Here is a 24,482-nt window from a genome sequence, read left to right as displayed (position 1 = left end):
GTGCAGTAGACTGTGCCATTAGATCAGATAGGTTAATACTGCTTAGTTCATCTAATCCAGTCGTTAGATCTTGCTGCTCTTGGCGATGACGAATGGACGTTTGCTATCTCCAACAAGAATTCGATTCTTACTCAAATGTACGTCTTTATCCATAATCACGTTCTCAATGACTGCATTCTCTTCAATGACGCACTTTTGCATAATTACAGAGTTGATGATTTTCGCGCCCTTACGTATTTGAACCCCCCGGAAAATCACGCTGTTCTCCACGGTTCCACCAATAATGCAGCCGTTAGCCACCAGTGAATTGCTGACATTAGCACTCTCCAAGTATCGGGTTGGAGCCTCATATTTAATCTTCGTCTGTACCGGACTTTCTTTGAACAAACTGAAGTAATTCTCCTGCTGGAGCAGTTCCAAACTGTTCTTATAATAACTCTCCAATGAATTAATTACGGCATGATAGCCATGATATTCGTATGCGGCAATATTAAATTTGTGTCGGTTCTTCTGAATTACATCACGGAAAAAATAACTCTCTCCATGCGCAATGCAATGCTCCACCTGCTCCAAGAACAGTTTCTTCTCCATAATGAAGATATCCAGATATAAATTAGGATGGTCCTTCTCATGATGGATATTGGTTACCTTATTTTCTTCGTCTACTTCAATACGCTGGCATAGATCATGCTCTGGCTGCAGTTCCTCAATCTTTTTATACACCACTGTAACGTCGGCGCCCTTCTCCAGATGGTAGCTGTACAAGTCTTGGAGGTCGATCGTATTGATATGCTGGCTGCCGGAAAACACGATATATTTAGCAGATCCCCGTTTAAAAAGATCCAAATTGTTATGATAATGCTGTAAGTCCCCGAGAGAAGTATCCGTTGGATCGTTCCAGTCCGGAGGCAAAATGAATAGGCCCCCATGTTTGCGGTTCATATCCCAGGATTTACCATCACCCAGATGGTCCATTAGAGAACGGTATTTACGGCGGACGAACAGACCGACGCTCTCTAAGTCTGCACGCATCATATTAGAAAGCACGAAATCAATCAACCGATAACGACTGGCAAAAGGTACGGCTGCGCCACAGCGGAAATAAGTAAGTTCATTTAGTTTATCGAGTTCATGATCCAGATTAATTACACCCATGAGTTGCTTCATCGGAATCCACCGTCCTCTTATAATTTATAAGAAAGTATAAGTTTCACCATATACTTTATCCTTATAAATCTCGCATAAACGCTTACCGTCCTTAGAAGGACGCCGAAGGCGTTTTAGCTTGATTATATGGTTTTGGCTACAACTGATTTTCGCTTCTTGCTTTTATTGTCGATCAGCAGAATTTCATTCTCATTCTCCCGTTCGATGCCTATTTCCATATAATCGTCGATTACCGTATTCTCGCTTATAATCGCTTTATGAATGCGTACGTTCTTGCCAATCTTAACCTTAGGCATAATCACAGAGTCCGTAATTACACTTCCCTCACCCACTTCTACGCCATAAAAAAGGACCGAGTGATTCACTTCGCCATGCACAATGCAGCCTTCATTAATAATGCAGCCTGACACTTTCGCCCCAGGGGCGACATATTGGGCAGGTTGATTCGGATTACGTGTGAAAATGCGCCAGCTGGGATCGTTTAGATTAAGCGGTGGGGTATCGCTCAGTAAATCCATATTCGCTTCCCATAAGCTGGTTACTGTACCTACATCTCTCCAATATCCTTCAAAAGGGTAGGCAAATAAGGAGTTTCCGTCCTCCAGCATTAAAGGAATGATATCCTTGCCGAAGTCATGGGATGATCCTACATTCTCCCCATCCTCCAGTAGATGCTTACGAAGAATCTCCCATTTGAAAATATACACTCCCATAGAAGCTAATGTGCTTTTGGGCTGAGAGGGCTTCTCCTCAAATTCGTAAATCTTCAGATCGTCCTCCGTATTCAAAATTCCAAATCGGCTGGCTTCCTCCAGCGGAACGTTAATTACAGAAATCGTGCAATCGGCGTTTCTTTCCTTGTGGTATTGAAGCATAGCGTGATAATCCATTTTATAAATGTGATCACCGGACAAAATAAGAACATGCTCTGGATCGAACTGATCCACAAACTTAAGATTCCGATAAATCGCATCGGCTGTTCCCCGATACCAACTGCTTCCATTCTCGCGTTCATGCGGTGGCAATACGAATACCCCACCGTTCTTACGGTTCAAATCCCAATCACTGCCTACTCCGATGTAAGAATGCAGGATAAGCGGCTCATATTGAGTCAGCACACCAACTGTATCAATACCTGAATTGGAGCAGTTACTTAGAGGGAAGTCGATGATCCGATAGGTCCCTCCAAAATAGACAGCGGGTTTGGCAAGCGATTTGGTTAAACCTTTCAATCTTTTGCCTTGGCCTCCAGCCAATAGCATGGCTACCATTTCCTTTTTCTTCATGGAAAAGCCTCCCTTGACTTATGGGTGATATGAAGTTCAGCAAGCACAGGTTGAATGAACAGAAGTTCCAGAAAGAAGTGAAATCATAGGAAATACACTTGAAAGAAATGAGCCTTGATAGGAAGATGGACAAAGTTGAATAAAACGTGGAAGGAAATATAACACGATCGGATGATCTAACCTAAAATGGGAATCTTTCGCCAAAATCAGGAGATTATCCTTATTGTAAAGTGTTCTATATCCGCCGTCAAAACCCTTTTATCACATTTTCGAAAATCCGAATTTTTTAACCTTGTTTGTTATTAAACACATTAATATTACTTATAACTAAATTAACCCCTTTGAATCAGCACGAAAGAAAAAACGACTCATTTAATCGTAATGCATAGGGACGGATCTTCAGCAAACATTCAACCGAATATGTCATAATGTAGCTATCTATCACTGATTTGGAGGTACCTATAATGAAAGCAGCCCAAGGCGTTCGACTACTGCTCGTAGATGATGAGCCTCATATACTACAATTTCTGGAGCTGGGTCTCCTTAACGAAGGGTTTGAAGTCAGAACCGCACCCGACGGGATCACAGCTATCTCTGTCGCTGCTGAATTCAAGCCACATGTAGCCATCCTAGATGTCATGATGCCCGGCATGGATGGATTCGAGTTATGTCATTACCTTCGCTCGGAAGAGACGGAAATTGCCGTCATTATGCTGACTGCAAAGGATGAAGTGGACGATCGGGTCAAGGGACTCACTATTGGTGCTGACGATTATATGGTCAAGCCCTTTAGCTTCGACGAATTGCTTGCCCGAATTCAAGCGCGGCTTCGCAATCAGTTCCCGGGTCTGCTAGGGGAGGTCCGTTGCGGTCCATTCCGCATTGACAGCCGCCGAAAAGAAATTCGTTTCAAGGAAGAAGTGCTTGAACTCTCCCCCACGGAATACGAGTTACTGCAGTATCTCGTTATTAATCACGGTCTTGTACTGAGTAAGCCCATGATTCTTGATAAGGTGTGGGGCTATGATTTTGGCGGTGAGGAAAATATCGTTGAGGTCTATATCCGTTCGCTTCGCGAGAAGCTCGGGGATAAGGAGCACCGTATTATCCGTACCCTGCGGGGAGCAGGCTACCGGGTAGATCTATGAGTACGCGCATCTCTAAATGGTTTCGTAAGCTGCCTGCACCACGTTCCCTGCGCAAGCAGCTGCTAGCCATTTCACTGCTCATTCTATCAGGATTGCTGCTACTAATCGGAGTACTACAATATATACTCATGAGAGATTTCACATACAGCAATAGAGCGGAGTCTATGGAAGCGCAAATACGTTCTGTTCCTCGTGAGATGTTTTTCAACTTTTTCAATTCCTATGACGAGGACATTACAACTCCGAATGAGGGAAACACCGAGCATAGTAGCAATCTCCCTTTGGGAAGAGAAGGCATGAATAAAATGCCAAGCGAACTTCGAACTGGCGAGAATAGGCGTCCGCTTCTGCTTGATGCCCACACGACCCTCGCCATGTACAGCTCGGAGGGTATCTTCCGGGATTTACAGCAAATGACCCTCTCGGATATAGCTGCACCAAGACTGACAAACGAACAATACGATGCTCTGTTTACTCACACCACCGATAGCGCAACAGGAAATTATAAGCTCATCCAAGCTGAAGACGGCACTGAGCATCTAGCGATATTCATGAATCTCTATAGACCCGGAAATACTAGACTGCTGGTACAAATGAGTGTGAGTACGGGGCCATTGACGGATGTGATCATGCAGCAGCTGCTGATCTACGCAGGCTTGTCAGTGATTGCTTTAATGGCCGGCTTCTTCCTATACTTGCCTGCTCTTCGAAAGACGCTGGTCCCTCTTTCAAACATGGGAGAGTCCGCCCAGATCATTGATGCCGGCAATCTGGATATTCGGTTTCCAATTAATCAAGGACAGGCCGAAATCGACAAGCTGGCTCTTTCATTCAATGGTATGCTCGAGCGTCTCGAAATATCCTTTCATAATGAACGGGAAGCCAAGGAACAGATGCGCCGCTTCGCTGCAGATGCTTCTCACGAGCTGAGAACGCCGCTGACCTCGATCCACGGCTTTCTGGAGGTCTTACTGCGTGGTGCCGCGGATAATAAAGAACAGCTGTACAATTCATTGCGAAGCATGCATGGCGAATCGAAACGAATCAACAAGCTGGTAGAGGATTTACTTCTACTCGCTCGAATGGATGGCGCCCCTCAACTGCGGATGACAGACTTACTCCTCGGAGAAGTGATTTCCGAAATGAAGCCACATCTGCTCTTGTTGGCGGATCAGCGCAAGGTTACCTTTGATATCTCCTATGGCCTCCGTGGGAAATACGAGCCCAATAAGATTAAGCAGGTGATTCTGAATCTGTTCCACAATGCAGTTCAGCATACGGATGCCGAATCTGGCACCATACATCTCTCTTTACATGCTAGAGAACATGAGGCCGTTCTAACGGTACGGGACAATGGCTGCGGGATCTCTGCGGAGCATATCCCGCATATCTTCGATCGCTTCTACCGCAGCGATTCCTCTCGCACACGTAAATACGGTGGATCCGGCCTCGGCCTTTCTATTACCAAGTCTATCGTCGAGGCACATCACGGCAAGATTAGTGTAAGCAGCACCCTCGGTGAGGGAACAACCTTTAGGGTGACCCTTCCTTGTGAGGAAGGATTAGCCAAGAGAGAGTAACAACCGTTATAATAGGTGATAGACTTAAGCCTATGTCTACGATGCGAGTTTTGCTTCACAAAACTTTTGGGAGGTCAAAAAAATGTACGAAATCGCCGTAATTGGAGCCGGCCCCGCCGGTGCAAGCGCAGCCCTGTTCGCCGCCAAGGCGGGCAAAAAAACGCTGCTGATCGACAATGATAAGGGCATGACCCGCAGAGGATGGTTCGAGAACTTTTATGGAATTTCCGAAGTAGGTGGTCCTGATCTCGTAGAAACCGGACATAAGCAAGCCGTTAAATTTGGCGCTGAGCTGGTTTCAGAACAAGCTATCAACCTCACATCCAGCGGCAACGGATTCGTCATTGAAACCGAAGACGGAATCATTTATGAAGCGAAGCATGTCATTCTTGCAACGGGTGCCCTTACGGATCTAGCCGCTAAAGCTGGCGTGGAGACAAAAGATGGTACAGAGCCTAGAATCAAAACTGTAGTCGCTGTTGATGCAGAAGGCAAAACAAATATCCCAGGCATTTGGGCTGCAGGTACCGTTGCCGGAGTAAGTGTACATGCCATTATTACAGCAGGTGATGGCGCGAAGGTAGCGATCAATGTGATAAGTGAGCTGAACGGTGCACGTTACGTGGATCATGATGTGCTAAAGGCTTAACCAATGACTTAAAACATAGATCCGGAGACGATTCTTAGGAATCTGTCCTCCGGATTTTTTATATAACAAAATATAACTGCACTTGGTGCAGCTATTTCATACTTTAGCTCCCCTATGACTTTTTTAAGTGTAGTTTGTGCAACTAAAGACAGTCGAAAAATGTATTTCCGTTGGATTACGAAGAAATAAGTGTATCAAGTGCAACTAAGTCGATACGTAGCCGAATGATACACTTTTTAAATGTATACAGTACACTTATCCGCTCACTCTCTCTACGCGACACGCAAAAAAACTGCCCCAAACCAACCTAATCTCACCGCCGAATAACGATGTTCTGGTCGTTTGGAACAGTTTCCTTCAATCCCTAGCGTGTACCCCAAGGTAACGCCCCCACTTCTTCACCTTCCCTCAGACTAGCCGCCAGCTTCTGCAAATACGGAACTAGCAATGGACGCAGCTCCTCACGCATCAAACCGACCTCCAGCGTAGCCTGAATATAGCCAAATTTATCGCCGATATCATAACGTTGTCCGATCAAATCCAACGCCAGCAGACCTTCATTACGACATACCTCGTGCAAAGCATCTGTCAGCTGATATTCGCCGCCTGCCCCACGCTCAAGCTTAGCCAGCACCGAAAATATCGAAGGCTCCAAAATATATCGCCCCATAATCGCATTCTCTGAAGGTGCAGTTTCTGGGGAGGGTTTTTCTACTAAGCCTTTTACTTCGTGAACGCCTTGTAAAGAACCGCTAGATGAAATAATCCCGTATTTATGAACCTCCTGCCGAGGCACCTGCTGAACACCGACGATGGTCTTCTCATCTTGTTCATACAGTCTCATCATTTGCAGTAGCGCCGGGTCCTCCGAGACCATGATATCGTCACCGAGCAGAACAGCGAAAGGCTCATCCCCAACGAACTGTTCCGCACAAAGGATAGCGTGACCTAGTCCTAGCGGCTCTTTTTGCCGAATGTAATGAATGCTAGCCAGTTCGCTAATCGCTTGGACTTCACGAAGCAGCTCCTCTTTTCCTTTTTCCAAAAGCGTCTGTTCCAGTTCCACTGATTTATCGAAATGATCTTCAATCGACTTTTTGTTGCGGCCCGTCACGATAATGATGCTCTCAATGCCGGATCGAACAGCTTCTTCTACGATATATTGTATCGCCGGTTTATCCACTATGGGCAGCATTTCCTTTGGCTGAGCCTTAGTTGCAGGCAAGAATCGAGTGCCTAAGCCCGCGGCGGGAATAACCGCTTTTCTAATCTTCACGATGAATCCCTCCCTTGCAGTTATTAACGATGAATGGCTTGCTGCTCGCGAACGCTCTGCTGCTCCTTACCCCGATAGAACTCTTGGACAATATAGAGCGGACGTCCCTTGGTCTCATCATAAATCCGGCCGACATACTCACCCAGAATCCCTAACATAATGAGTACAAACCCATTAAAGGTTAGTGTAATCCCAATCATGGATGCCCAGCCCTTAACGGCTGAGTCCGTAAAAATCACCAGATAAAGCACGTACATCAGGTATAGAAAACCAGAAGCCGATAGCAATGCGCCAAGATATCCTGCCAGCTTCAGCGGCTTATAAGAGAAGGAAGTAATTCCATCCATAGAGAGCTTGATCATGCGCTTCAATGGATATTTAGTCTCTCCAGCCAGACGTTCATCACGCTCATATTCAATAGCTTTTTGACGGAAACCGACCCAGCTGACCAGGCCGCGAACGAATCGATTCTTCTCTGGCAGACGTTTGAGCTCTTCACATACTTTACGATCTATGAGACGAAAATCCCCCGTATCCACAGGGATAGAAATGTCAGTTGAATAACGAAGCACTCTATAAAAGAGGCTGGCCGTCCACTTTTTGAACAAGGATTCTCCATTTCGCTTGATCCTTTTGGCATATACAACTTCATAACCCTGCTTCCATTCCGCAATCATGTCCAGAATCAGTTCCGGCGGATCTTGCAAATCGGCATCAATAATGACGACTGCATCCCCTAGGGCATAATCCATCCCAGCTGTAATAGCGATCTGATGCCCAAAGTTACGCGATAAATCGATCAGCTTCACACTTTCATCCCAGTAACTGTATTCCTCAATCATCTGGGCACAATTGTCTGTGCTGCCGTCATTCACAAAGATCAGCTCATACACTTCACCCGTCAAACCCATTACTTTTTTGATCCGGCGATAAGTCTCCTGAATAACCGCCTCTTCGTTAAACATCGGTATAACAATGGAATAGCGCACGTTGGTACTCATGAGCAGCTCCTCCTTAAATTTGAATAATGAAGCGTGTTAGATTCATCTCATAACACGCCTCATATTATGAACATTCGCCTAATTTAGAGTGACTTTGTATAATGTTCCGCTGTTTCCTGCATCGTTACCTGCCCAATCAGCTGTTGGAACTTCTGTACCATTCTCCGTGATCCAAGTCGTCAACTCGGAGTTACCCCCGCGTCCACCACCCATACCACCGCTATTGATCAGGAAGTATTTTACCTTTCCACTCTCTACAAAGGCCTTTAGGCTATCTTGGGTATATACGGTGTCTGAGTTAGAAAATCCATTCAGAATTACGACTGAAGCACCCTTATCAACGATATACGGAGCTGCTGTACCATAATCTAAGGTAGCAAAAAGATAAGGTTCACCCGTATTGTTTTCCTCCAAATAGGACAACAGACTCTCATTCGCACTTGTGGCGCTATTACGTCCAAAATTGCTTGAGTTGCCGCCCATCCCCCCTTTACCCTCACTACTGCTCGGGCCTGCCTCAGGGGTTTGACTGTTCAAGCCATAGGTAATTGGAGTAGCTGCCCAGTAGAGCGGCCCAATTAACAATACTAATACGGCTGTTATGCCTGTCGCATAAATAAAGGACTTCTTCTTGCCTTTAAGAACTAACAGCACCAGTGAAACCACTATGCCTGCAGCTAAAATACCAATGGACCAGCCACTGCCAATTGTATCGTCATAAGGATGAACAATGTACCACTCGAAACCTGCTGTAACCAGTGTTGCAGCGGGCAATAGCCAAGACAGCCAACCAGAGTGCTCGCGATATAGCGTCCACAGCTTTGACCATCCTGCACCAACTAGCGCAGCAATTGGCGGAGCCATCATCACCAGATAATATTGATGGAAGAAACCTGCGATACTGAAAAATCCCATAACGGGCACCAGCCATGCTAACCAGAAGATCACTTCCTTATGAGCTTGGGTAAAGTTCCTTCTCCGCAGATTGGCAAATAATCCAATGCAACCAAGCAATACGAAAGGTAGCAGCCAGCTAGCCTGTCCTGACAGCTCTGATTGGAACAGTCGCAGCGGGCCTGCTGTACCCGTATTGAACATCCCGCCTCCACCGCCACTCATGCCGCCGCGATCTCCTCGCCCGCCGCCGTCGTCGCCTCCGAATTGCCGACCTTGATTGTCTGATCCACTAGGAGGTTGACCTGGTGAGCCTCCATCATCCTCGCCAGTCTGGCTATTCGTAGGCGAATTTGTGCCTTGCTGACCCGAAAATGCTCCACGTCCACCATCCGTGCCATTATTACCGCCTGCCCCATTCATGGCGGGCATCTCGCCATTCATGTTTGGCATTTCACCATTCATATTCGGCATCTCGCCACCGTTCATAGGAGGCATCCCGCCTCCGCCTCCGCCTGTCCCGCGATCCCCCGTCAATCGGGCAACGCCATTATAACCAAAGGCAAGATTCAACACTGAATTCGTGCCGCTACTGCCGATATAAGGTCGTTTGCTGGCGGGAATCGAATCCACAATCACTGCCCAGGATAAGGAGACTACAAGCAATATTGCTGTGGAGGCCGCCAACACCCCCGTCTTCCTCTTCCAGTTCACTTTGGCAGCCAAGACATAGAAGAGATAAAAAGCCGGTAGAACCATGTATGCCTGCAGCATCTTCTCATTAAACCCAACACCGATTAATGCAAATGCGGTGAGAAGACTGCCCATCTTGTTGCTCTTCGTTCCTTTGAATAGAAACCATGCCGCGAGCAGCAGTGTAAACACTAGCAATGCATCAATATTGTTTGTCCGGCTGACAGCTGCTGCTACCGGAGTAGTCGCCATGACTAATGCTGCTATACGTGCTGCCGCTCTACCGAAGGTAGGCTTTACTAGCAGATATACTAGTAATACAGAACCAACGCCCCCAAGGGCTTGAGGCAGAATCACACTCCAGCCATGCAGCCCGAAAATGAGTGCGCTAAGCGTCTGAATCCAAAAGGTAACCGGTGGTTTATCCACCGTTACTGAACCCGCAGAGTCCAGTGAAGCGAAGAAGAAATTATGAAAATTCTGCAGCATACTTCCCACCGCGGTGGTGTAGTATGTATTCACATAATGGTCAGTCCAAACCCCATAACCGTACAAAAAAGCAGCAAGTAATAAAATGAGCCACAGTATAAGATCCGAACTGATTTTTTTGACCCCACTCATCTCCATCCACTCCTATCCTTTGATCATCTATATACCGGCAGTTCTGTGTTCCCGGCTCAATCTTTCCGTAGGTGTATTATTTCACCCTTACCTTAACTCTCAATGAGTGCACGCTGAATGTTTGCTGAATAAATAAAGCTCCCGGAACGCAAAAAAAAGCCCCACAACTGTGGCGCCTTTCTGTTCAAATCGCAATCAGAAATAGACTATTCCATCCTGCCCATAGTAATGAGCTTATTCACCGTATTCCAATTACGTGCTGTAAGCGTCATACCCAATATTTTGTCAAAAGGAACCTTGAAAAGCGGCGATTGGCTCACACTGACCTCATATAACATGTACATCTCTCTGCCGACAAAACGCACTTTATCTGGTCCATCCTCATAAATACGCAGCTTATCAAGCGCCTCGACTGAAGGCTCAGCCGGTAAAAAGGAGACATACCATTTCTTGAACGCCTCTGGCTCGGATAGCTGAAAAGGATTGTTTGCGAGTACTTTCTCCATCTCAGCCAGTGTACGAATTATAACAGAGACTTCAAAACCAAACACCTCATGAATCTGACGTTCAATAACTCCGCTAAGAAAGCTCTCCGATTCCTCATCACTTTCAAATATTACATTTCCGCTCTGAATATACGTCCGTACATTGTGAAAGCTAAGGGATTGCAACATTGTCTTCAGATCCTGCATCTTAATGATTTTGTTGCCGCCGACATTAATGCCACGCAGCAATGCAATATAGGTAGTCATGAGCACACTCCGTTTCTTATCATGATCAGCTTGGGACCTCGATTATGGCTTGTAGACGTTTACGAACTTCTTTTACTATTAGCTCCTTCTCCGGTGGCGGAAGTCCTTCCACCAGACGCGCGGCAGCGATAGGCAGAATCCAGCGGTCTATGTCCTCATAAGTACATCCTGATAAATGGAGATACTCCCGAATGTATCCCTTGGTTAATTTCTTTCTAATAAAACCTATCATCATTCTCGATAAGGCAGAGGCACCAGGGGGCATAGCTCCCATACTGAACATCACTACGGATCGAGCAGCATCGGCCGCCGGTTCTCCCACCACTCCTGTCATCCAGTCGATTACCCAGAGCTGATCGTCCATAAGCACATTGTCAGGATGGAAATCACCATGGCATAAATGAGTTCCTTGTGGTAGCTTCTCCAGATAGCTCAGAATGATTGACTTCTCATCTTCACTAAGCATTGGAGCCCCCATGATATTCCACTTCAACATATCCTTCTGCTGTCCGATCTCCTCAGTAATTTCAAGCTTATGCAAATCATAGTGAAGTCTAGCCATCATTCTGGCATACATACTAACTTTCCAAGGCTTCTCACCCATCACCTTTAGCAGGGAGGGACCTTTAATTTGTTGAAATACAATACCTTGTCTTGATTGTTCAGAAATGAGTTCAAATGGCTGTGGTGTCCGGACGCCCTGCGAGTGCACAAACTGGCTGATCTTATATTCTCGGCTAATATTCTGCTCTGAAACATCCTCTAGGTACAACTTTAGAATCTTCTGATCCTCATGCTGCCAGATCTCAGCTGTTCTACCTTTCCCGACAAGCTTCGCCTTCACTCGAGTTCCTCCATTTAGTCCAGATTAATACGGGTAAAGTGTTCAACTACCGGAAATGGATCGTAGTAATGGTGAAGTAGCGCCTTCCATTCCTGATACTGGCTCGATTCTCTGAATCCTATGGTGTGATCTTCAAGCGTTCTCCACTTCACAAGAAGCAAATACTTATGATCATCCTCCAAGCACTGTTGCAGTTCATGCCCCATGTAGCCTTCTATTGAAGAAATTAAGCTTGATGCCTCCTTGAAGCTCTTTTCAAAATCAGAAGTCAAACCAGGCTTCACTTGTAGCATCGCAGCTTCCAAAATCATGTTCAGCATCCTCCCAAGATTATGTACTTAATGCATCGCGGAAAAATTCATGATAAAAATTAATAATAACAAGCAGAATGGCCAGTGACTCGTTGACCTGATCTACCTCAAGACTATGATTAGCATCATCGATTCTATACACTTTTAAATGATGAAGTCTACTAATTTCACCGGAATGCTGCTCACTGAATAAAGGATCGCCCCCGCCATAAATTACAGTCCCGCGACTTTGCTGAATCAGAGGAATCGCCTCAGGTAATGGTGTTATAAATAGATGGGACGTCTTTTTCTGTATTTCCAGCTCTTCTGCAATTCTCCCTGCGATGACCGCCCCCACACTTTTGCTGATAAATAGAAAGTTCTTGTAGTCAGGAAGCGATGCAATGGCCGCCTTACACTCCTGAATGAGAATAATCATTTCATCGCGCTTAAATCCTACTCTCGCACTCTGGTAGCCATACTCAAGCAGCAAGACATCGCAATGATGTTCCCGAGCTGCTTTGGCCGCATAATCTAGCAGAGGGCGTTCAGTCGAGTAATTTTTACCTGGAAAAATAACAGCCAATGTCTTTGAGCCTTGCGTGATATATTTATGTCTAACCTCTCTACCCCAATAAGAGGACATAATGATGTTGCTGACGTTCATACCTGTTTCCCTCTCTTCTAAAACAACCATTCTATGTATCTATCATTATAGCTAACTTAGGTACAGTTTAGAAATCAAAGAATTCCTAATCTCATCAAGAGATCAGGAATGGTCGAACGTAGTTCTATTGCTGTGTAGCTACCTGCTTATGTTTATTTCTATTAACCATAATTTCAGCACAAATCCACAATACCAGCGGAATAATCACCTGAAATGGAAGTGCATATATAGGATAAATTGTATAGGCAAAATGTTGCATCTCCATAATATCCTTGAAGATAAATTGAGAGAAATAAACCACAATCAATCCCAGCTGAAGCACAACGGATCGGTAACTCTTCAATTTGAATAACTTAGCAACTCCAACACTAGCCACATATAAACATATGCTGGCCTTTATAAATATCGTGATTACAAATCCAACTGCGGAGGATGCCTCCATTCGAGTCAAAAAATCCCCTATATTAATCCGACTAACCGCTACATAAGAGGGGAAGTATAAGCTTTGAACAATATCAGGATTGAGAATCAGTAAATTCCGCAGAGAAACGAGCAAAATCACCCCACCAGAAATCAACAATCCGCTTAGCAGAATCTTTTTGGCTGATTCTTTTGCCGGCAAATGACTGAATACTCCCATAAAAAGAACAATTTCAGCAAATGGAAAGGTAAATGTTCCCCATGCATCTGCAAATACCGGTGACCATCCAGTATCAAGAAAAGGCTTCAAATAGTGATACTTGAGCTTGGGGATCGCTAAGATTTCAATAAAAAAAACCTCAGCCAAAAGAAGCAGTAGAAATAGCTTAGCACATCTCCCAATCACCTCAATTCCTGCCTTAACCACCCAAATACATAACAGTGCCATGCATAACATGGGTGCAATCATAGGCGTCTCTGTCAAGGCAACCGTTTTACTAAATTCCCCAAAATTCCTTAGGACGAGCGCCCCCATATGCAGCGCATACCATATATACGCACAGGAAACTACTCTCCCGAAGATAGACCCAAATACCGTGATCAATATATCAAATAGATCCTTACCCGGAAAAAGCACATGAAATCTGGCGTACATAAACAGCAGGGGAACCGTTAGCGATATGGCCATAAGCAGAGCAATCCAGCTACTGTTGCCCGATTTTCCCGGCAGTCCCATGAATAGTGAGGTCCCAATAATAAATAGAACAACAATACTTATAGAATGCCCTGTGGGTATGATCTCTTTTTTCATGCTTAAATCTCCTCTTGGCTTGTAACTAGAATAACTTGCTGATCCAGCTTACAATTAAAGGCGAAGGACTAGGAAGCTGCCATTTCATGGCCAATGCAAAAGCAATACAGAATGAAAACAGACACAGTGTACTACACACATAAAAATCACGTTTCATCCCTTGCTTTAACAATCCGTAAGGGTCCAACAGTACAACAAAAAAGTAGATCAGCACAACGATAACAGCCAATTAATCACCTACTCTTGATGGATCTGGATAGATCTTGAGTTTTGAGCACTGCTCTCAATAATTATTGTTGAATTTACAACCACATCTAGATCAGAGAATTCCCGTTCCCAATCTTTATCTAGCTCGGACCAGGTCTTAGGCATATTCTCATGGATTTTCTCCCCAAATCCAAAAATATCGGTATGATAATCCGACTGCACCCTCTTAATTACAGAGCGCATATTCTCCTCTAATTCCTTTGCAGCACGCTTTTCTATAACGTTCTTACTATTTAGACTCGTAAATCCTTCAGTAGTCATCACCTCATCAAGCCCGGTATGTGTGATCGTTTGAATCTGTAATTGGAGCTTACCGTTGACCCAAACAGGCTTTATCTTTGTTTCATTAGAGAAAATCTCAAGTGTAAAGTCGGGGGTTCCCTCTTCATTATTCACGGTTAACACCCCTCCCTTAATATCATCTTTAACAAACAACATGTACTTGGTCTCATCACCGCTTAGCTTGCCAATCATTTTGTCCATTTTGAATATAGCTGTTCCACTAACACGTGGATTCTTCTGACCGTTTTTTTCATGAATATATACAAGAGGAGCTATAGCACAATCCCCGGGTGTCTCCAGCTTTTCGATAAAGTCCCAAATCTCCACAACCGGAGCCGTACTCACATTTTTTTCAATCGCCATCTGCTGCGCAAGACCATATGACATAATAGTCTCTGTTGAGCTGTTTAAATTGATTACTTCCTGAGCCTTCTTCCCTTTAGACACAAACACGTAAACATCCGACCGAGTTTCTGTATCTCTGTTATACCAATCAATCACTTTTACAGCCCCTTCCTTTGCTACCTCCTCACTGAGAATGATCGCCTTGGAATGGCTCCAAAATAGTTTCTTTCCCGTTATTGAAATCATGCTTCGTACAATATCAAACATCGTTTTACCTGAAAGACTAACCATCTTATAACCCGCTTGACTAGATTTCATCCCCTCTTTCGTATCCACGATTTCGACCGTCGCTAACAGCTTACCGTCAGAATCTTTATCGATGCCAAGGCCTGCTACAACTGCCCTATCTTCAATCTCGGCGTAATCCCAACAGCCTAAGATACTGATCAGAAATAATAGCGATATACAAGCTAGCAATCCTCTTTTCATTTTCCTCATGACCGATTCCTTGCTTTATTTGTCGCTTTTCTCTTTCGATTACGTGCCCCAATCATCGCCGGACGTAGATACATATGCCACCACGGCGCCCTTATAGCTGTATCCTTAATGTCTTGCGGATGAATAGAGCCTATTCCAAGCATGTACTGGACCCCAAAGGAACGTAAACTCATCAAATGAATCACTAGTCCGATCACACCCAGAAAATACCCGTACAATCCTAGAAAAAAGGTTGCGAACAGCAAAAGTGACCTTACCACGATTAGAGGTCCCGTCAATCTAGGGTTGAGCAAAGCCATAATTCCCGTTAGACCTACTACAATAATCATAGGAGCGCTGACGATTCTCGCTTCTACAGCCGCCTGACCCAGTACAAGCGCACCTACGATGCTAATCGCCTGACCAATGTAGGTCGGTATTCGTTCTCCTGCCTCTCGCAGAATTTCAAATATCGTTAGCATGAACAAGACCTCCACCACAGTCGGAAAAGGAACGGCTACTCTCGACGTTGAAATACTGAGCAACAACATAGTAGGCAGCATTTCCTGACTATAGGTAACCAACGCTACATACAAAGCAGGAATACTAATAGACAAAAAGGCCCCAAGTACCCTTATCATTCGGTTAAATGAACCAAAGTAATAGTTAATATAATAATCAGCACTAGCCTGAAAATTCTCCACAAACAAATAGGGCACTGTCATTGCATAAGGACTGCCTTCCATTAATAAGGCAACTCTACCTTCCATCATTTTGCTCACTACAGAATCAGGACGTTCTGTGCTTCCCGTCATTTCAAAGGGTGAAAAGGGTTCATCTCGAATAAGCTCCGAAAGAATAGACGTATCCAATACAACATCTATGTCCACCTGCTGAATTCGGTTCTGCAGCTCTTTCACAACATCCGGTGAGGCCAAACCTTCAATATAACAAATACATGTTTCTGTTTTGGAACGAACCCCGACCTGGCCATAAATCAACTTTAAGTCCGGACTTTGCACCCTTCGGCGAATGAGAGTCAAGTTTACAAGCAGCGACTCTGTAAAACCTTCTCTTGGACCCTTGACGCTTTTTTCCGTCAAAGGCTCCGCGATAGCCTTCGTTTCCCACCCCTGTGCACTAATGTTTAGCGCACCCGCAAAGCCATCCATCAGAAATAGTGTTTTTCCAGCTACGACCCCGCTAACCATCTCATCCAAACTCGTAGAGCAGACTACATCGCTAATGTTAATAACCATCGTCCGGATTTTTTCCATCAGTTCAGCTGTATTCCCGCTATCCATTGCCGTAAAATCAAATTTCATTAGGGGCTTAATCACTCCGTACTGGATCATTTCCCTGTCAACCATCCCGTCAACATAAACTAACCCGAAGCGAAGAGCTTCACTGCCCTCATTATTTATCACTCTGATTCTAAGGGTTCCATCGTCCTTAAATATTTGCCGAAACAGGTCCATCATTTCATCCAGTGACGTACTTAGAGTCTGCCCAGACTTCTTATTTTGCTGAGAATCTTTGCGGTTATTCTCTGTCGTCTGTTTCTCCAAAGTAGCCACTCCTGTCACAATAGGTTTCCTAGAAATTATCCCCCGTCTCACTAAATACTATCCGCCAAAATTATACTGAAAAGGGATCAACTCCTACGCGAGGGAAAGAAAACTTCATCCTTTGAAAATAAAAAAAGCCGCTTTAGCAGCGACATTGTTGATGGTTTATGATTATAGTGATCATCTGGTATAATTTGATGAAAATAAGAAATAGGAGCTCCCTATGACACCATTTACGGAACAAGTGATACGTATTATACAATCCATACCTGAAGGTAAGGTGATGACTTACGGAGGAATAGCACGTGCGGCAGGAAGCCCAAGAGGCGCGAGGCAGGTCGTTCGGATCCTTCATTCCATGAGTAGAAAATACAAGCTTCCCTGGCATCGGGTCATCAACGCCAAAGGAATGATCTCCTTGACTGAAGATGAATCCAGCTCCCTCCAGAAGCTTTATTTGCAGGAGGAAGGGATTATTTTTAATGAAAAAGGTGTGGTAGATCTGAAACAATACCAATTTGATCCCGAATTTATGGATTAACCACGAATGCTCTTAGCGCCCCTTCCTCTTTCACTGGTTCCAAGACCATTCAGCAAACAGTACATCGTAGCGTAGATAACCAGTAATACAAACGCAATAAACAAGCTGAAAAATACCGATTGTCGATTCAAGCTGTCCATAACCAGTTGGTACAACTGATGCCGGTCCGTCAGTACATCCCAGCTATTCAGCCTGTAGACTCGGCCAAGCAGAACTCCATATCCCCCAAGCACACATGCCGCGAGTACGAATATCCAAGAGAACAGCAGGCTGCTCTTGCGATAAACAACCGTCTGGAACTGGTATAAAGAGAAGAACCCGGTTAGCCAACCGCTCCAAGTGAACAATAAGAGAGTTACCAAGTCATACCAATACCGATTCTGAATGGTGCCATCCACGATATATCTACTTTTTCTTATCGTCAGATGCACCAGATCCGTCATGAGATAAGGCGCGTTCGGAAAGAACAGCAGCCAAGCGACGCCTAGGGGAATAAGCAGCAAGCCACCTATCTTCCTTTTATCCAGTTCATAAGCAGCCATAGAGAACAGGAACGGAATCCAAGCCAGGAACAAATTCCAGATTAAAAATGCATAAAACGAATCCGTCTGTAGTGACACTACACGATATACGGCCAATGTCGCCACAGACAGACCTGCCAAGAGCATAAACACCTTCGGATAATTCAATTCCTTCATGAGCTTATATTCTCCTTATCGAGATAGTTTACATTTAACTTATACCCAATTGTACAAATTTGGCATTCTCAAGTCCAATCTCAAGCATAAACGCCTTTGTCGTCCTTATTAGGACAATAAGCGTTTAAGCGAGAAATATAAGGATAATATATGATGTGAAACTTAAATTCTTATATTTGAACAGAAAAACCCGGACACAGAAACGCCCGGGCTGACTCTTGTCTATTTAACTCAGAGACCACCATTTAGTTCAGGTGCTATTACAGGTTTCTTACGCCCCTTTAGACCGCGTAGGTTTCCCGCCTCTTCCATACACGAGAACGCTGTACACTCCCTAAAAGCGGCATGGCTACATCCAATACACTTATTGTAATCGATACTGCTAAGTGCATCATTAATCGCTTCCCCAGTGTGCTGATGAAACTGCGCCTCACCTATAGTGTCATACAGTCCAGTTCTCTTGAGCAACTCAAGCGGCTGCGGCTGTATGCCGGAGATCATTAGTTTCCCTCCAACAGCTTGTAAATGCCGCACCAGTTCTGCCAAATTGGATTCTCCTGTGGTATCCATGAATGGTACTTTCCCCATACGCATTAATATAATTCTGGGCTGATCTGAGCCATAACTTGGCATAGTATCATCGAATCGATAGGCTGCGCCAAAAAATAGCGGACCCTCCACCGTGTAAATACCAATTTGCGGACAATCATGACTCTCCGTGACCATATGTGCTTCTACCTTAACGGAATTCGGATCAGGCAGTACTTTGGCCACCAAATGAACCTCTCCCATTCGTTTCACAAACAGAATGACTGCAAGAATTAATCCCACCTCTACAGCCAACGTTAAATCTGCAAAAATTGTTAACAAGAAAGTGATGAATAATACCAAGGAATCGCCGGTCTTGATCTTAAGCAAATGAAGGAACTCTTTGCGCTCACTCATATTCCAAGCTACTACCATTAAGATAGGTGCCATCGCAGCTAAAGGAATACTCGAAGCATAGGGTGCGAACAACAGGAGAATTAGAAACACTACCACACCGTGAACGATCCCTGAGATCGGAGAAACAGCGCCACTCTTGATGTTCGTCGCTGTTCTAGCAATTGCTCCTGTTGCCGGTATGCCTCCGAACAATGGAGCAGCAATATTCGCGATCCCCTGACCGATTAGCTCACGGTTGCTATTATGGCGGCTGCCTGTCATTCCATCCGCTACAACAGCGGATAACAATGACTCTATAGCGCCTAACATTGCAATGATAAATGCCGGACGAATTAGCAGGGTAATCCGTTCCCAAGTAATGTCCGGAAATCGAAAGCTCGGTAAGGTATTCGGAATGTCCCCGTAAGCAGAGCCAATCGTAGTCACTTTGCCGCTAAAGAATAACGCAGCAATCACAGTCGCGCACAGAAGACCTACCAATGATCCAGGCACCTTTGGAGCGAATCGAATTGCTAGGATGACCACGGCAAGACAAATCACAGCGGTCAGAATACTATACCCATTCACCGTCGATAGATGAAGCCCTATTTCTTTCATGTTATCTACAAAGCGCTCATGCCGTTCTATATCCCTTAATCCAAGGAAATTAGCAATCTGTCCGGTAAAGATAATGACCGCTATTCCCGCTGTGAAACCAATCGTTACTGGCCTCGGAATAAACTTAATCAGTACTCCCAGCTTTAATAATCCCATGAGGACTAATATAACCCCTGCCATCATCCCTGCGATAAGCAGGTTCTCATAGCCATACTCCATCGCAATGGCAAATAAGATAGGGATGAAAGCACCTGTCGGCCCGCCAATTTGAAATTTTGATCCTCCGAACAATGAAATACATATGCCGGCAACGATCGTCGTGTAAATGCCATACTCCGGTTTAACACCGGAAGCAATAGCAAATGCCATCCCCAAAGGAATGGCAATAACACCGACGATTGTCCCCGAAATCAAATCCTTGCGAAAAGCATTCATGTTGTAGCCTTTATACCGGCCCCACCCTGTCATGATCAAACCTTCTTTTCTTTGAATATCTGATTATTTGAATATAAGAAAAACATTACTCTAGGACGCGACTGTTGTCAACGCCAAAATAATGTTATTCATTTATTCTCCGCGCATACCCTCAAGCAATGAAATGGTATTCACCAGATGGTTATCAAATATTTGTTTAGCTACGACCAGAAGATCTTTAATCAGTGGATCACGTAGCGAATAAATCACTGTGGTGCCTTCTTTTACACTGGCTACTACATTCTTGGCACGTAAAACAGCTAACTGCTGAGATACAGCAGAGCCTTCTGATCCTAGAATCGCTTGCAGCTCATTCACATTCTTCTCACCTTCGCTGAGCAGTTCCAGGATACGAATACGCATCGGATGAGCCAGCGCCTTGAAGAATTCGGTCTTAAATTGCTGAATTTCGGTGTTCATAGACTTCTACTCCTCATAACTTACTTCTAAATCTAGTGTTATCTTTGTATGTTATCTTAGTCCCTGATAAGCGTCAAATACTCAAGGGGTAGATGCGCACATCACGGACCTGCACTTCTACAAAGACACCAAGCGCCATAGGCTCACCGAGACACTCGAACATTACTAGACTTTCACCTAATCGCAAAAATCCAGTTCCGTCCTCTTCAATATTCTCCAGCACACCGGTAAAAACAACTTTATCTCCCTCTAATCTGATGTCGAATTCAGTAGCAGGTACAGGTAGAATATCCACCCATCTCATGAGCAGCTCCGAAAGCTCGAATTCCACATCCGTTTCCGTATCTGGCCCCATAGGAGCACCGCACCAGATCCCCCTACCCTCACCAAACTCTGTGCGAAAAAATACCTCATCCTTTTTCAAGCCACTCTTTGTAATTTTGATTTTCATAGCTTTTATTCCACCTTGATCATTTATAACGATCATTATACATGACAACGAACCGATATTATCAAGTGTAATTCTGAGTAACCTTGTTCAGATAAGTACTAGGATGCAGCCAAGGATGCTTAAAGAACTCACTTTTCTTTGTAATCTTTCGTGAAACGCCTAGATCATAATCAATCATAGACTTTATCCGCTCTGCGAAAGCCTCTCCTTTCACCAGCATTCCCAGCTCGAAATCATGGCAGGCGCTTCTCTCATTGATGTTATAGGAGCCATGAAATACAGCCTGTGATCTATGGTCATAGGTTATTTTCCAATGTGAAAACCGACCTGTGAAGCTGTAATCATAAAAGGAAACCCCATTGATAAACGGCTTATACATATTGCCTCGTACCGCCGCATAATTGGTAGGATGATCATTAACCTTCAGCGGATTGCAAATGCTCAGATGACTGGAACAGTCTGGCCCTAGCTCCCCTAGCCGATCCCAAAACTCTTGATCAATCAAATAAGGATTTACAATCACCGTCTCCTCAGTCGCATAGGTAATTAAATCTAAGTAATATTGCTGAATGAAGTTAACTGGGTTGCCCGGAAAACTTGCAAACAGCGTACATTCTTCCTCTCCAAAATGATAATTCACATCCGGATGGTAGAAGGCATCCTCTACGTCAAAAGGATCGCCGCCCAATAGCAGCCAACGGGAATGAAACATAACATTCAGAGTCTGCGCCGCCGCGCCACAAATCCGGAAGCATCCATCATGCCACTCCTCTTTTTTACTAGGAATCCCCTGTAGATGTCCTTCTATACTGACCGCAGATGAAACCTGAACAGGTGTCACGTATGTGTACTGATCGCCAATATTCAGGCTTCCAATAATAGAGGTCACCCCATCAATGACCATAAACTTCCGATGATCAATGACATTCAGTCCTGTGATCTCTACATCCTCTTGTACTTTATCCTGTAAGAACAGGATACTTTCCGGTACGCCTTGCTGCTCCAGAACCTTCCGCTTCACACGCCATTCTACGGCTGTATAATAAGAATTGAAGGTATTCAACAGCTTAGCTCCTGCATTCTCGAGCCTTTCAGAAATTTTAGAGAATTGACCAACCGCCAGATTATTCTCATATCCTAAAGCTGTCAGCGTGTAATTGACCATGATCCGTACCTTCACCCCCCGTTTCAGAGCATGAAATAATTCATCTGCAACCAGATTGCCTGAACGGTCATTAAAGAAGAGCATCACGGACAGGTGAATATAATGCTGTGCCTTCTTCATTTCTTCCAATATCATTCCAAGGCATTCGGGTCCGTTCACGTAAGGATCTACTCGATTATTCCATGTGGTTTGTGGGGCCAGAACTTTTAGCTTGTCTGAATCTAATCTGCCTGATGCTTCAGTAAGTTGCCCCAGCAATCTTGGACTAACGCCAGGAACCTGCAATAGCTGCTGACTCTCCGTGATGACTCCGCCAATGGACTGACGGTATGCTTTGGCTGCCTCCAAGTCGATCTCCTTTAGCCAACGCTCCACCTCTTCTCCTGCTTTGCCCAACATACGGACAAGTGAACCGCCTGATAAATAATAGTTCAAGATATCGATCATATTTTTCTGTATTTCCATATGTAAGATCCCCTATCTTTATTGTGAGTGGCATGTATCAAGGTAAGGATAGATACCCTTGAACTCCTCCTTATAAACGGGGAACATAAAAAACAGGGATGCCCCGCAGCCAATGTGGCTTTGGACCATCCCTGTTTAAGATCAACCAGGATTCACTAAGAATCGAGATAACTTATTTCACTTGCTCTGCGCTAAATACCTTAACGTCGAGCGGCGCAGCCAAGAATTCAGCTGCTTTAGCTGAGAACGCGGTAAAATGTGGGCTTGTATTGTGGCTGGATACGGCGTCTGCGTCGCGCCATGTCTCCACCATAATAAATGAATTTGCTTCTCCCGCATTTTCATAAAGTTCATAAGAGAGATTTCCCTCTTCAGCATGAGTAGCAGTGAGCAGTGTTTTGGACTCCGCCAAGAACTGTTCGCGACGTTCCGGATTTACTTTAAGCACAGCATGAATAATGATCATTGTATTTTCCTCCTAAGGTGTACCCTATTATTTCCACTCAGCAATCTTATCGATAGGCAAACGGACCGATGCATAACCTGCATCAACAGCCTTACCAATGGAAAGTAACATTACAGGAACATAACGATCTTTTTCCATGCCAAACGCTTCTGCGATTTGATCTTTCTCGTAACCACCAATTGGGTTTGTATCGTAACCATGTGCACGGGCAACCAGCATCAACTGCATCGCAACAAGAGCGCCGTCGATAAGCACAGTGTCTTTGTTAACTTCACGTGGCAAGGTAGCAAAGTGAGCGGACAATCTAGTCAATTGGTTTTCTTTTACTTCAGCAGGCATTAGTCCACGTTCAACAGCTGTACCATAAATCTCCTCAGCATAATCGAAATTGTTCAAATCACCGAAGATGGCAATCATAGCTGCAGAGGTTTCAACTTGTACGCCATTAAAGCGAGCAAGAGGAGCTAAAGTAGCTTTAGCTTCGTCACTTTCAATGACAAGAAACCGCCAAGGCTGCATATTTACTGAAGAAGGTGCAAGGGTCGCTTCCGTAAGAATTTGTGTCATCTCTTCTTTGCTGATCTTAACGGATGGATCATATTTGCGGATAGAGCGGCGACCCGTAATAATTTCTTTAAAATCATTGGTTTGTGTTTGTGTAGCGTTCATATGTGTATATCTCCTTTGAGTTTGTATTTGGTGTTGTTACAACAAATTGATATTAGATTGCAGACGATTAAGCATATCTATGAGCACTGTTCGCTCCTGATCGTTAAATCCAGTAAGCAGAGTAGCGACAAATCGTCTCTTCTCTTCACTATATTGAATCATTCTTTCCCGTCCTTGATCCGTTAATGAGACCAATGTAACCCTGTTATCTGCTGGGTTGTTGCGGCGAGTGATCGTACCGCTCTCTTCCATCCCTTTTAAGTGCCGAGTAACGGCGGCCGCATCTATATCCATGCCCTTTTGCAGAGTAATTTGGCTGACTTCATCTACCTGGAACAGTTCATGCAGGAGGCGAAGCCGTGTGGGACTGATCCCAGCACATCGTTCGAATTTCGGACAGATTCCCTTGTTTAATGCCTGCAGCAGTTCAAATATGCGGTCTTCCTCAGGAAAGTGCTCCGTCAAAATATACCTCCTTTATAAATTTAATTGTATACAATTGTTTTGCATAAGATTATATTAACTGATAATCATTGACCCGTCAACTAATATA

General features: G+C 44.6%; 25 protein-coding genes. 4 read left to right on the top strand and 21 right to left on the bottom strand.

The window, feature by feature from the left end; genetic code table 11:
- Positions 1–63: 63 nt before the first annotated feature.
- Both glgD and ACN6MV_RS02860 read right to left on the bottom strand, forming a co-directional pair.
- Positions 64–1,167, bottom strand: a complete 1,104-nt coding sequence (glgD, locus tag ACN6MV_RS02865; protein WP_042123900.1) for a glucose-1-phosphate adenylyltransferase subunit GlgD — start codon at positions 1,165–1,167, stop codon at positions 64–66.
- Between the two features lie 122 nt (positions 1,168–1,289).
- On the bottom strand, positions 1,290–2,453 hold the full coding sequence (locus ACN6MV_RS02860) for a glucose-1-phosphate adenylyltransferase (RefSeq protein WP_419885642.1): 1,164 nt from the start codon (positions 2,451–2,453) through the stop codon (positions 1,290–1,292).
- Between the two features lie 464 nt (positions 2,454–2,917).
- On the opposite strand from ACN6MV_RS02860, the gene ACN6MV_RS02855 reads away from it, so the two are divergent.
- The 3 genes from ACN6MV_RS02855 (at position 2,918) to ACN6MV_RS02845 (ending at position 5,830) form a co-directional block, all read left to right on the top strand.
- Positions 2,918–3,601: a response regulator transcription factor gene (locus ACN6MV_RS02855; RefSeq protein ID WP_042123896.1), complete on the top strand. Its 684-nt coding sequence runs from the start codon at positions 2,918–2,920 to the stop codon at positions 3,599–3,601.
- A complete protein-coding gene (locus ACN6MV_RS02850) occupies positions 3,598–5,181 on the top strand; it encodes a sensor histidine kinase (protein ID WP_419885641.1) in 1,584 nt (527 codons plus the stop codon). The genes ACN6MV_RS02855 and ACN6MV_RS02850 overlap by 4 nt, the downstream gene beginning before the upstream one ends.
- Before the next feature lie 82 nt (positions 5,182–5,263).
- A complete protein-coding gene (locus ACN6MV_RS02845; RefSeq protein ID WP_042123891.1) occupies positions 5,264–5,830 on the top strand; it encodes an FAD-dependent oxidoreductase in 567 nt (188 codons plus the stop codon).
- A gap of 364 nt (positions 5,831–6,194) precedes the next feature.
- On the opposite strand, the gene galU is transcribed toward ACN6MV_RS02845, so the two are convergent.
- The 11 genes from galU to ACN6MV_RS02790 all read right to left on the bottom strand — a co-directional run bounded on the left by galU (position 6,195) and on the right by ACN6MV_RS02790 (position 17,038).
- The gene (galU, locus tag ACN6MV_RS02840; protein ID WP_042123889.1) at positions 6,195–7,106 is read right to left on the bottom strand and encodes a UTP--glucose-1-phosphate uridylyltransferase GalU; all 912 of its coding nucleotides are present in this window, start codon (positions 7,104–7,106) and stop codon (positions 6,195–6,197) included.
- Between the two features lie 23 nt (positions 7,107–7,129).
- The gene (locus ACN6MV_RS02835; protein ID WP_419885640.1) at positions 7,130–8,107 is read right to left on the bottom strand and encodes a glycosyltransferase family 2 protein; all 978 of its coding nucleotides are present in this window, start codon (positions 8,105–8,107) and stop codon (positions 7,130–7,132) included.
- Positions 8,108–8,185: 78 nt separating this feature from the next.
- Positions 8,186–10,315 (bottom strand): glycosyltransferase family 39 protein, encoded by a 2,130-nt coding sequence (locus ACN6MV_RS02830; protein WP_419885639.1) that lies wholly within the window; start codon positions 10,313–10,315, stop codon positions 8,186–8,188.
- A gap of 206 nt (positions 10,316–10,521) precedes the next feature.
- Complete coding sequence (locus ACN6MV_RS02825; protein ID WP_339289044.1) at positions 10,522–11,067, bottom strand: DUF1697 domain-containing protein; 546 nt, start codon at positions 11,065–11,067, stop codon at positions 10,522–10,524.
- 25 nt (positions 11,068–11,092) lie between these two features.
- Entirely contained in the window at positions 11,093–11,911 is an 819-nt protein-coding gene (locus ACN6MV_RS02820) for a phosphotransferase family protein (protein ID WP_042123877.1), read from the bottom strand.
- Positions 11,912–11,925: 14 nt separating this feature from the next.
- Complete coding sequence (locus tag ACN6MV_RS02815; protein WP_042123875.1) at positions 11,926–12,222, bottom strand: antibiotic biosynthesis monooxygenase family protein; 297 nt, start codon at positions 12,220–12,222, stop codon at positions 11,926–11,928.
- 19 nt (positions 12,223–12,241) lie between these two features.
- Positions 12,242–12,868, bottom strand: a complete 627-nt coding sequence (locus tag ACN6MV_RS02810; protein ID WP_042123874.1) for a hypothetical protein — start codon at positions 12,866–12,868, stop codon at positions 12,242–12,244.
- Positions 12,869–12,992: 124 nt separating this feature from the next.
- The gene (locus tag ACN6MV_RS02805; RefSeq protein WP_419885638.1) at positions 12,993–14,099 is read right to left on the bottom strand and encodes a GerAB/ArcD/ProY family transporter; all 1,107 of its coding nucleotides are present in this window, start codon (positions 14,097–14,099) and stop codon (positions 12,993–12,995) included.
- 25 nt (positions 14,100–14,124) lie between these two features.
- A complete protein-coding gene (locus tag ACN6MV_RS02800; RefSeq protein ID WP_042123872.1) occupies positions 14,125–14,328 on the bottom strand; it encodes a hypothetical protein in 204 nt (67 codons plus the stop codon).
- 8 nt (positions 14,329–14,336) lie between these two features.
- On the bottom strand, positions 14,337–15,491 hold the full coding sequence (locus ACN6MV_RS02795) for a Ger(x)C family spore germination protein (protein ID WP_419885637.1): 1,155 nt from the start codon (positions 15,489–15,491) through the stop codon (positions 14,337–14,339).
- The gene (locus ACN6MV_RS02790) at positions 15,488–17,038 is read right to left on the bottom strand and encodes a spore germination protein (protein ID WP_156114710.1); all 1,551 of its coding nucleotides are present in this window, start codon (positions 17,036–17,038) and stop codon (positions 15,488–15,490) included. The genes ACN6MV_RS02795 and ACN6MV_RS02790 overlap by 4 nt, the downstream gene beginning before the upstream one ends.
- A 223-nt stretch (positions 17,039–17,261) precedes the next feature.
- Between ACN6MV_RS02790 and ACN6MV_RS02785 the strand changes: the two genes are divergently transcribed.
- Positions 17,262–17,579, top strand: coding sequence for an MGMT family protein (locus ACN6MV_RS02785; RefSeq protein WP_042123868.1), 318 nt, complete (start codon positions 17,262–17,264; stop codon positions 17,577–17,579).
- Here ACN6MV_RS02785 and ACN6MV_RS02780 read toward each other — a convergent pair.
- From ACN6MV_RS02780 to ACN6MV_RS02745, 8 genes are all read right to left on the bottom strand, one after another.
- On the bottom strand, positions 17,576–18,277 hold the full coding sequence (locus tag ACN6MV_RS02780) for a DUF1361 domain-containing protein (RefSeq protein WP_042123862.1): 702 nt from the start codon (positions 18,275–18,277) through the stop codon (positions 17,576–17,578). The genes ACN6MV_RS02785 and ACN6MV_RS02780 overlap by 4 nt on opposite strands.
- Positions 18,278–18,508: 231 nt before the next feature.
- Complete coding sequence (locus ACN6MV_RS02775) at positions 18,509–20,287, bottom strand: SulP family inorganic anion transporter (RefSeq protein ID WP_042123861.1); 1,779 nt, start codon at positions 20,285–20,287, stop codon at positions 18,509–18,511.
- A gap of 99 nt (positions 20,288–20,386) precedes the next feature.
- Positions 20,387–20,713: an ArsR/SmtB family transcription factor gene (locus ACN6MV_RS02770; RefSeq protein ID WP_042123860.1), complete on the bottom strand. Its 327-nt coding sequence runs from the start codon at positions 20,711–20,713 to the stop codon at positions 20,387–20,389.
- 73 nt (positions 20,714–20,786) lie between these two features.
- Entirely contained in the window at positions 20,787–21,164 is a 378-nt protein-coding gene (locus ACN6MV_RS02765) for a hypothetical protein (RefSeq protein WP_042123859.1), read from the bottom strand.
- Positions 21,165–21,225: 61 nt separating this feature from the next.
- Positions 21,226–22,794: a phospholipase D-like domain-containing protein gene (locus ACN6MV_RS02760; protein ID WP_419885636.1), complete on the bottom strand. Its 1,569-nt coding sequence runs from the start codon at positions 22,792–22,794 to the stop codon at positions 21,226–21,228.
- Positions 22,795–22,966: 172 nt separating this feature from the next.
- Entirely contained in the window at positions 22,967–23,260 is a 294-nt protein-coding gene (locus ACN6MV_RS02755) for a putative quinol monooxygenase (RefSeq protein ID WP_419885635.1), read from the bottom strand.
- Positions 23,261–23,287: 27 nt separating this feature from the next.
- Positions 23,288–23,929: a nitroreductase family protein gene (locus ACN6MV_RS02750; RefSeq protein WP_042123855.1), complete on the bottom strand. Its 642-nt coding sequence runs from the start codon at positions 23,927–23,929 to the stop codon at positions 23,288–23,290.
- A gap of 36 nt (positions 23,930–23,965) precedes the next feature.
- On the bottom strand, positions 23,966–24,394 hold the full coding sequence (locus tag ACN6MV_RS02745) for a MarR family winged helix-turn-helix transcriptional regulator (protein ID WP_042123853.1): 429 nt from the start codon (positions 24,392–24,394) through the stop codon (positions 23,966–23,968).
- Between the last annotated feature and the right edge of the window lie 88 nt (positions 24,395–24,482).

The organism is Paenibacillus sp. B-A-8, assembly GCF_048572915.1.
GTDB lineage: Bacteria > Bacillota > Bacilli > Paenibacillales > Paenibacillaceae > Paenibacillus_AQ.
The sequence above is the reverse complement of the archived record's forward strand: the minus strand, read 5'-3'. Positions and strand labels throughout refer to the sequence as shown.

Coding starts and splice junctions, on each gene's coding strand:
- ACN6MV_RS02765 (WP_042123859.1), bottom strand. CDS start 21,164: ATGAAAATCAAAATTACAAAGAGTGGCTTGAAAAAGGATGAGGTATTT.
- ACN6MV_RS02825 (WP_339289044.1), bottom strand. CDS start 11,067: ATGACTACCTATATTGCATTGCTGCGTGGCATTAATGTCGGCGGCAAC.
- ACN6MV_RS02770 (WP_042123860.1), bottom strand. CDS start 20,713: ATGAACACCGAAATTCAGCAATTTAAGACCGAATTCTTCAAGGCGCTG.
- ACN6MV_RS02850 (WP_419885641.1), top strand. CDS start 3,598: ATGAGTACGCGCATCTCTAAATGGTTTCGTAAGCTGCCTGCACCACGT.
- ACN6MV_RS02795 (WP_419885637.1), bottom strand. CDS start 15,491: ATGAGGAAAATGAAAAGAGGATTGCTAGCTTGTATATCGCTATTATTT.
- ACN6MV_RS02805 (WP_419885638.1), bottom strand. CDS start 14,099: ATGAAAAAAGAGATCATACCCACAGGGCATTCTATAAGTATTGTTGTT.
- ACN6MV_RS02760 (WP_419885636.1), bottom strand. CDS start 22,794: ATGGAAATACAGAAAAATATGATCGATATCTTGAACTATTATTTATCA.
- ACN6MV_RS02860 (WP_419885642.1), bottom strand. CDS start 2,453: ATGAAGAAAAAGGAAATGGTAGCCATGCTATTGGCTGGAGGCCAAGGC.
- ACN6MV_RS02810 (WP_042123874.1), bottom strand. CDS start 12,868: ATGAACGTCAGCAACATCATTATGTCCTCTTATTGGGGTAGAGAGGTT.
- ACN6MV_RS02750 (WP_042123855.1), bottom strand. CDS start 23,929: ATGAACGCTACACAAACACAAACCAATGATTTTAAAGAAATTATTACG.
- ACN6MV_RS02785 (WP_042123868.1), top strand. CDS start 17,262: ATGACACCATTTACGGAACAAGTGATACGTATTATACAATCCATACCT.
- ACN6MV_RS02780 (WP_042123862.1), bottom strand. CDS start 18,277: ATGAAGGAATTGAATTATCCGAAGGTGTTTATGCTCTTGGCAGGTCTG.
- ACN6MV_RS02755 (WP_419885635.1), bottom strand. CDS start 23,260: ATGATCATTATTCATGCTGTGCTTAAAGTAAATCCGGAACGTCGCGAA.
- ACN6MV_RS02845 (WP_042123891.1), top strand. CDS start 5,264: ATGTACGAAATCGCCGTAATTGGAGCCGGCCCCGCCGGTGCAAGCGCA.
- ACN6MV_RS02855 (WP_042123896.1), top strand. CDS start 2,918: ATGAAAGCAGCCCAAGGCGTTCGACTACTGCTCGTAGATGATGAGCCT.
- ACN6MV_RS02835 (WP_419885640.1), bottom strand. CDS start 8,107: ATGAGTACCAACGTGCGCTATTCCATTGTTATACCGATGTTTAACGAA.
- ACN6MV_RS02775 (WP_042123861.1), bottom strand. CDS start 20,287: ATGACAGGGTGGGGCCGGTATAAAGGCTACAACATGAATGCTTTTCGC.
- ACN6MV_RS02830 (WP_419885639.1), bottom strand. CDS start 10,315: ATGAGTGGGGTCAAAAAAATCAGTTCGGATCTTATACTGTGGCTCATT.
- ACN6MV_RS02815 (WP_042123875.1), bottom strand. CDS start 12,222: ATGATTTTGGAAGCTGCGATGCTACAAGTGAAGCCTGGTTTGACTTCT.
- glgD (WP_042123900.1), bottom strand. CDS start 1,167: ATGAAGCAACTCATGGGTGTAATTAATCTGGATCATGAACTCGATAAA.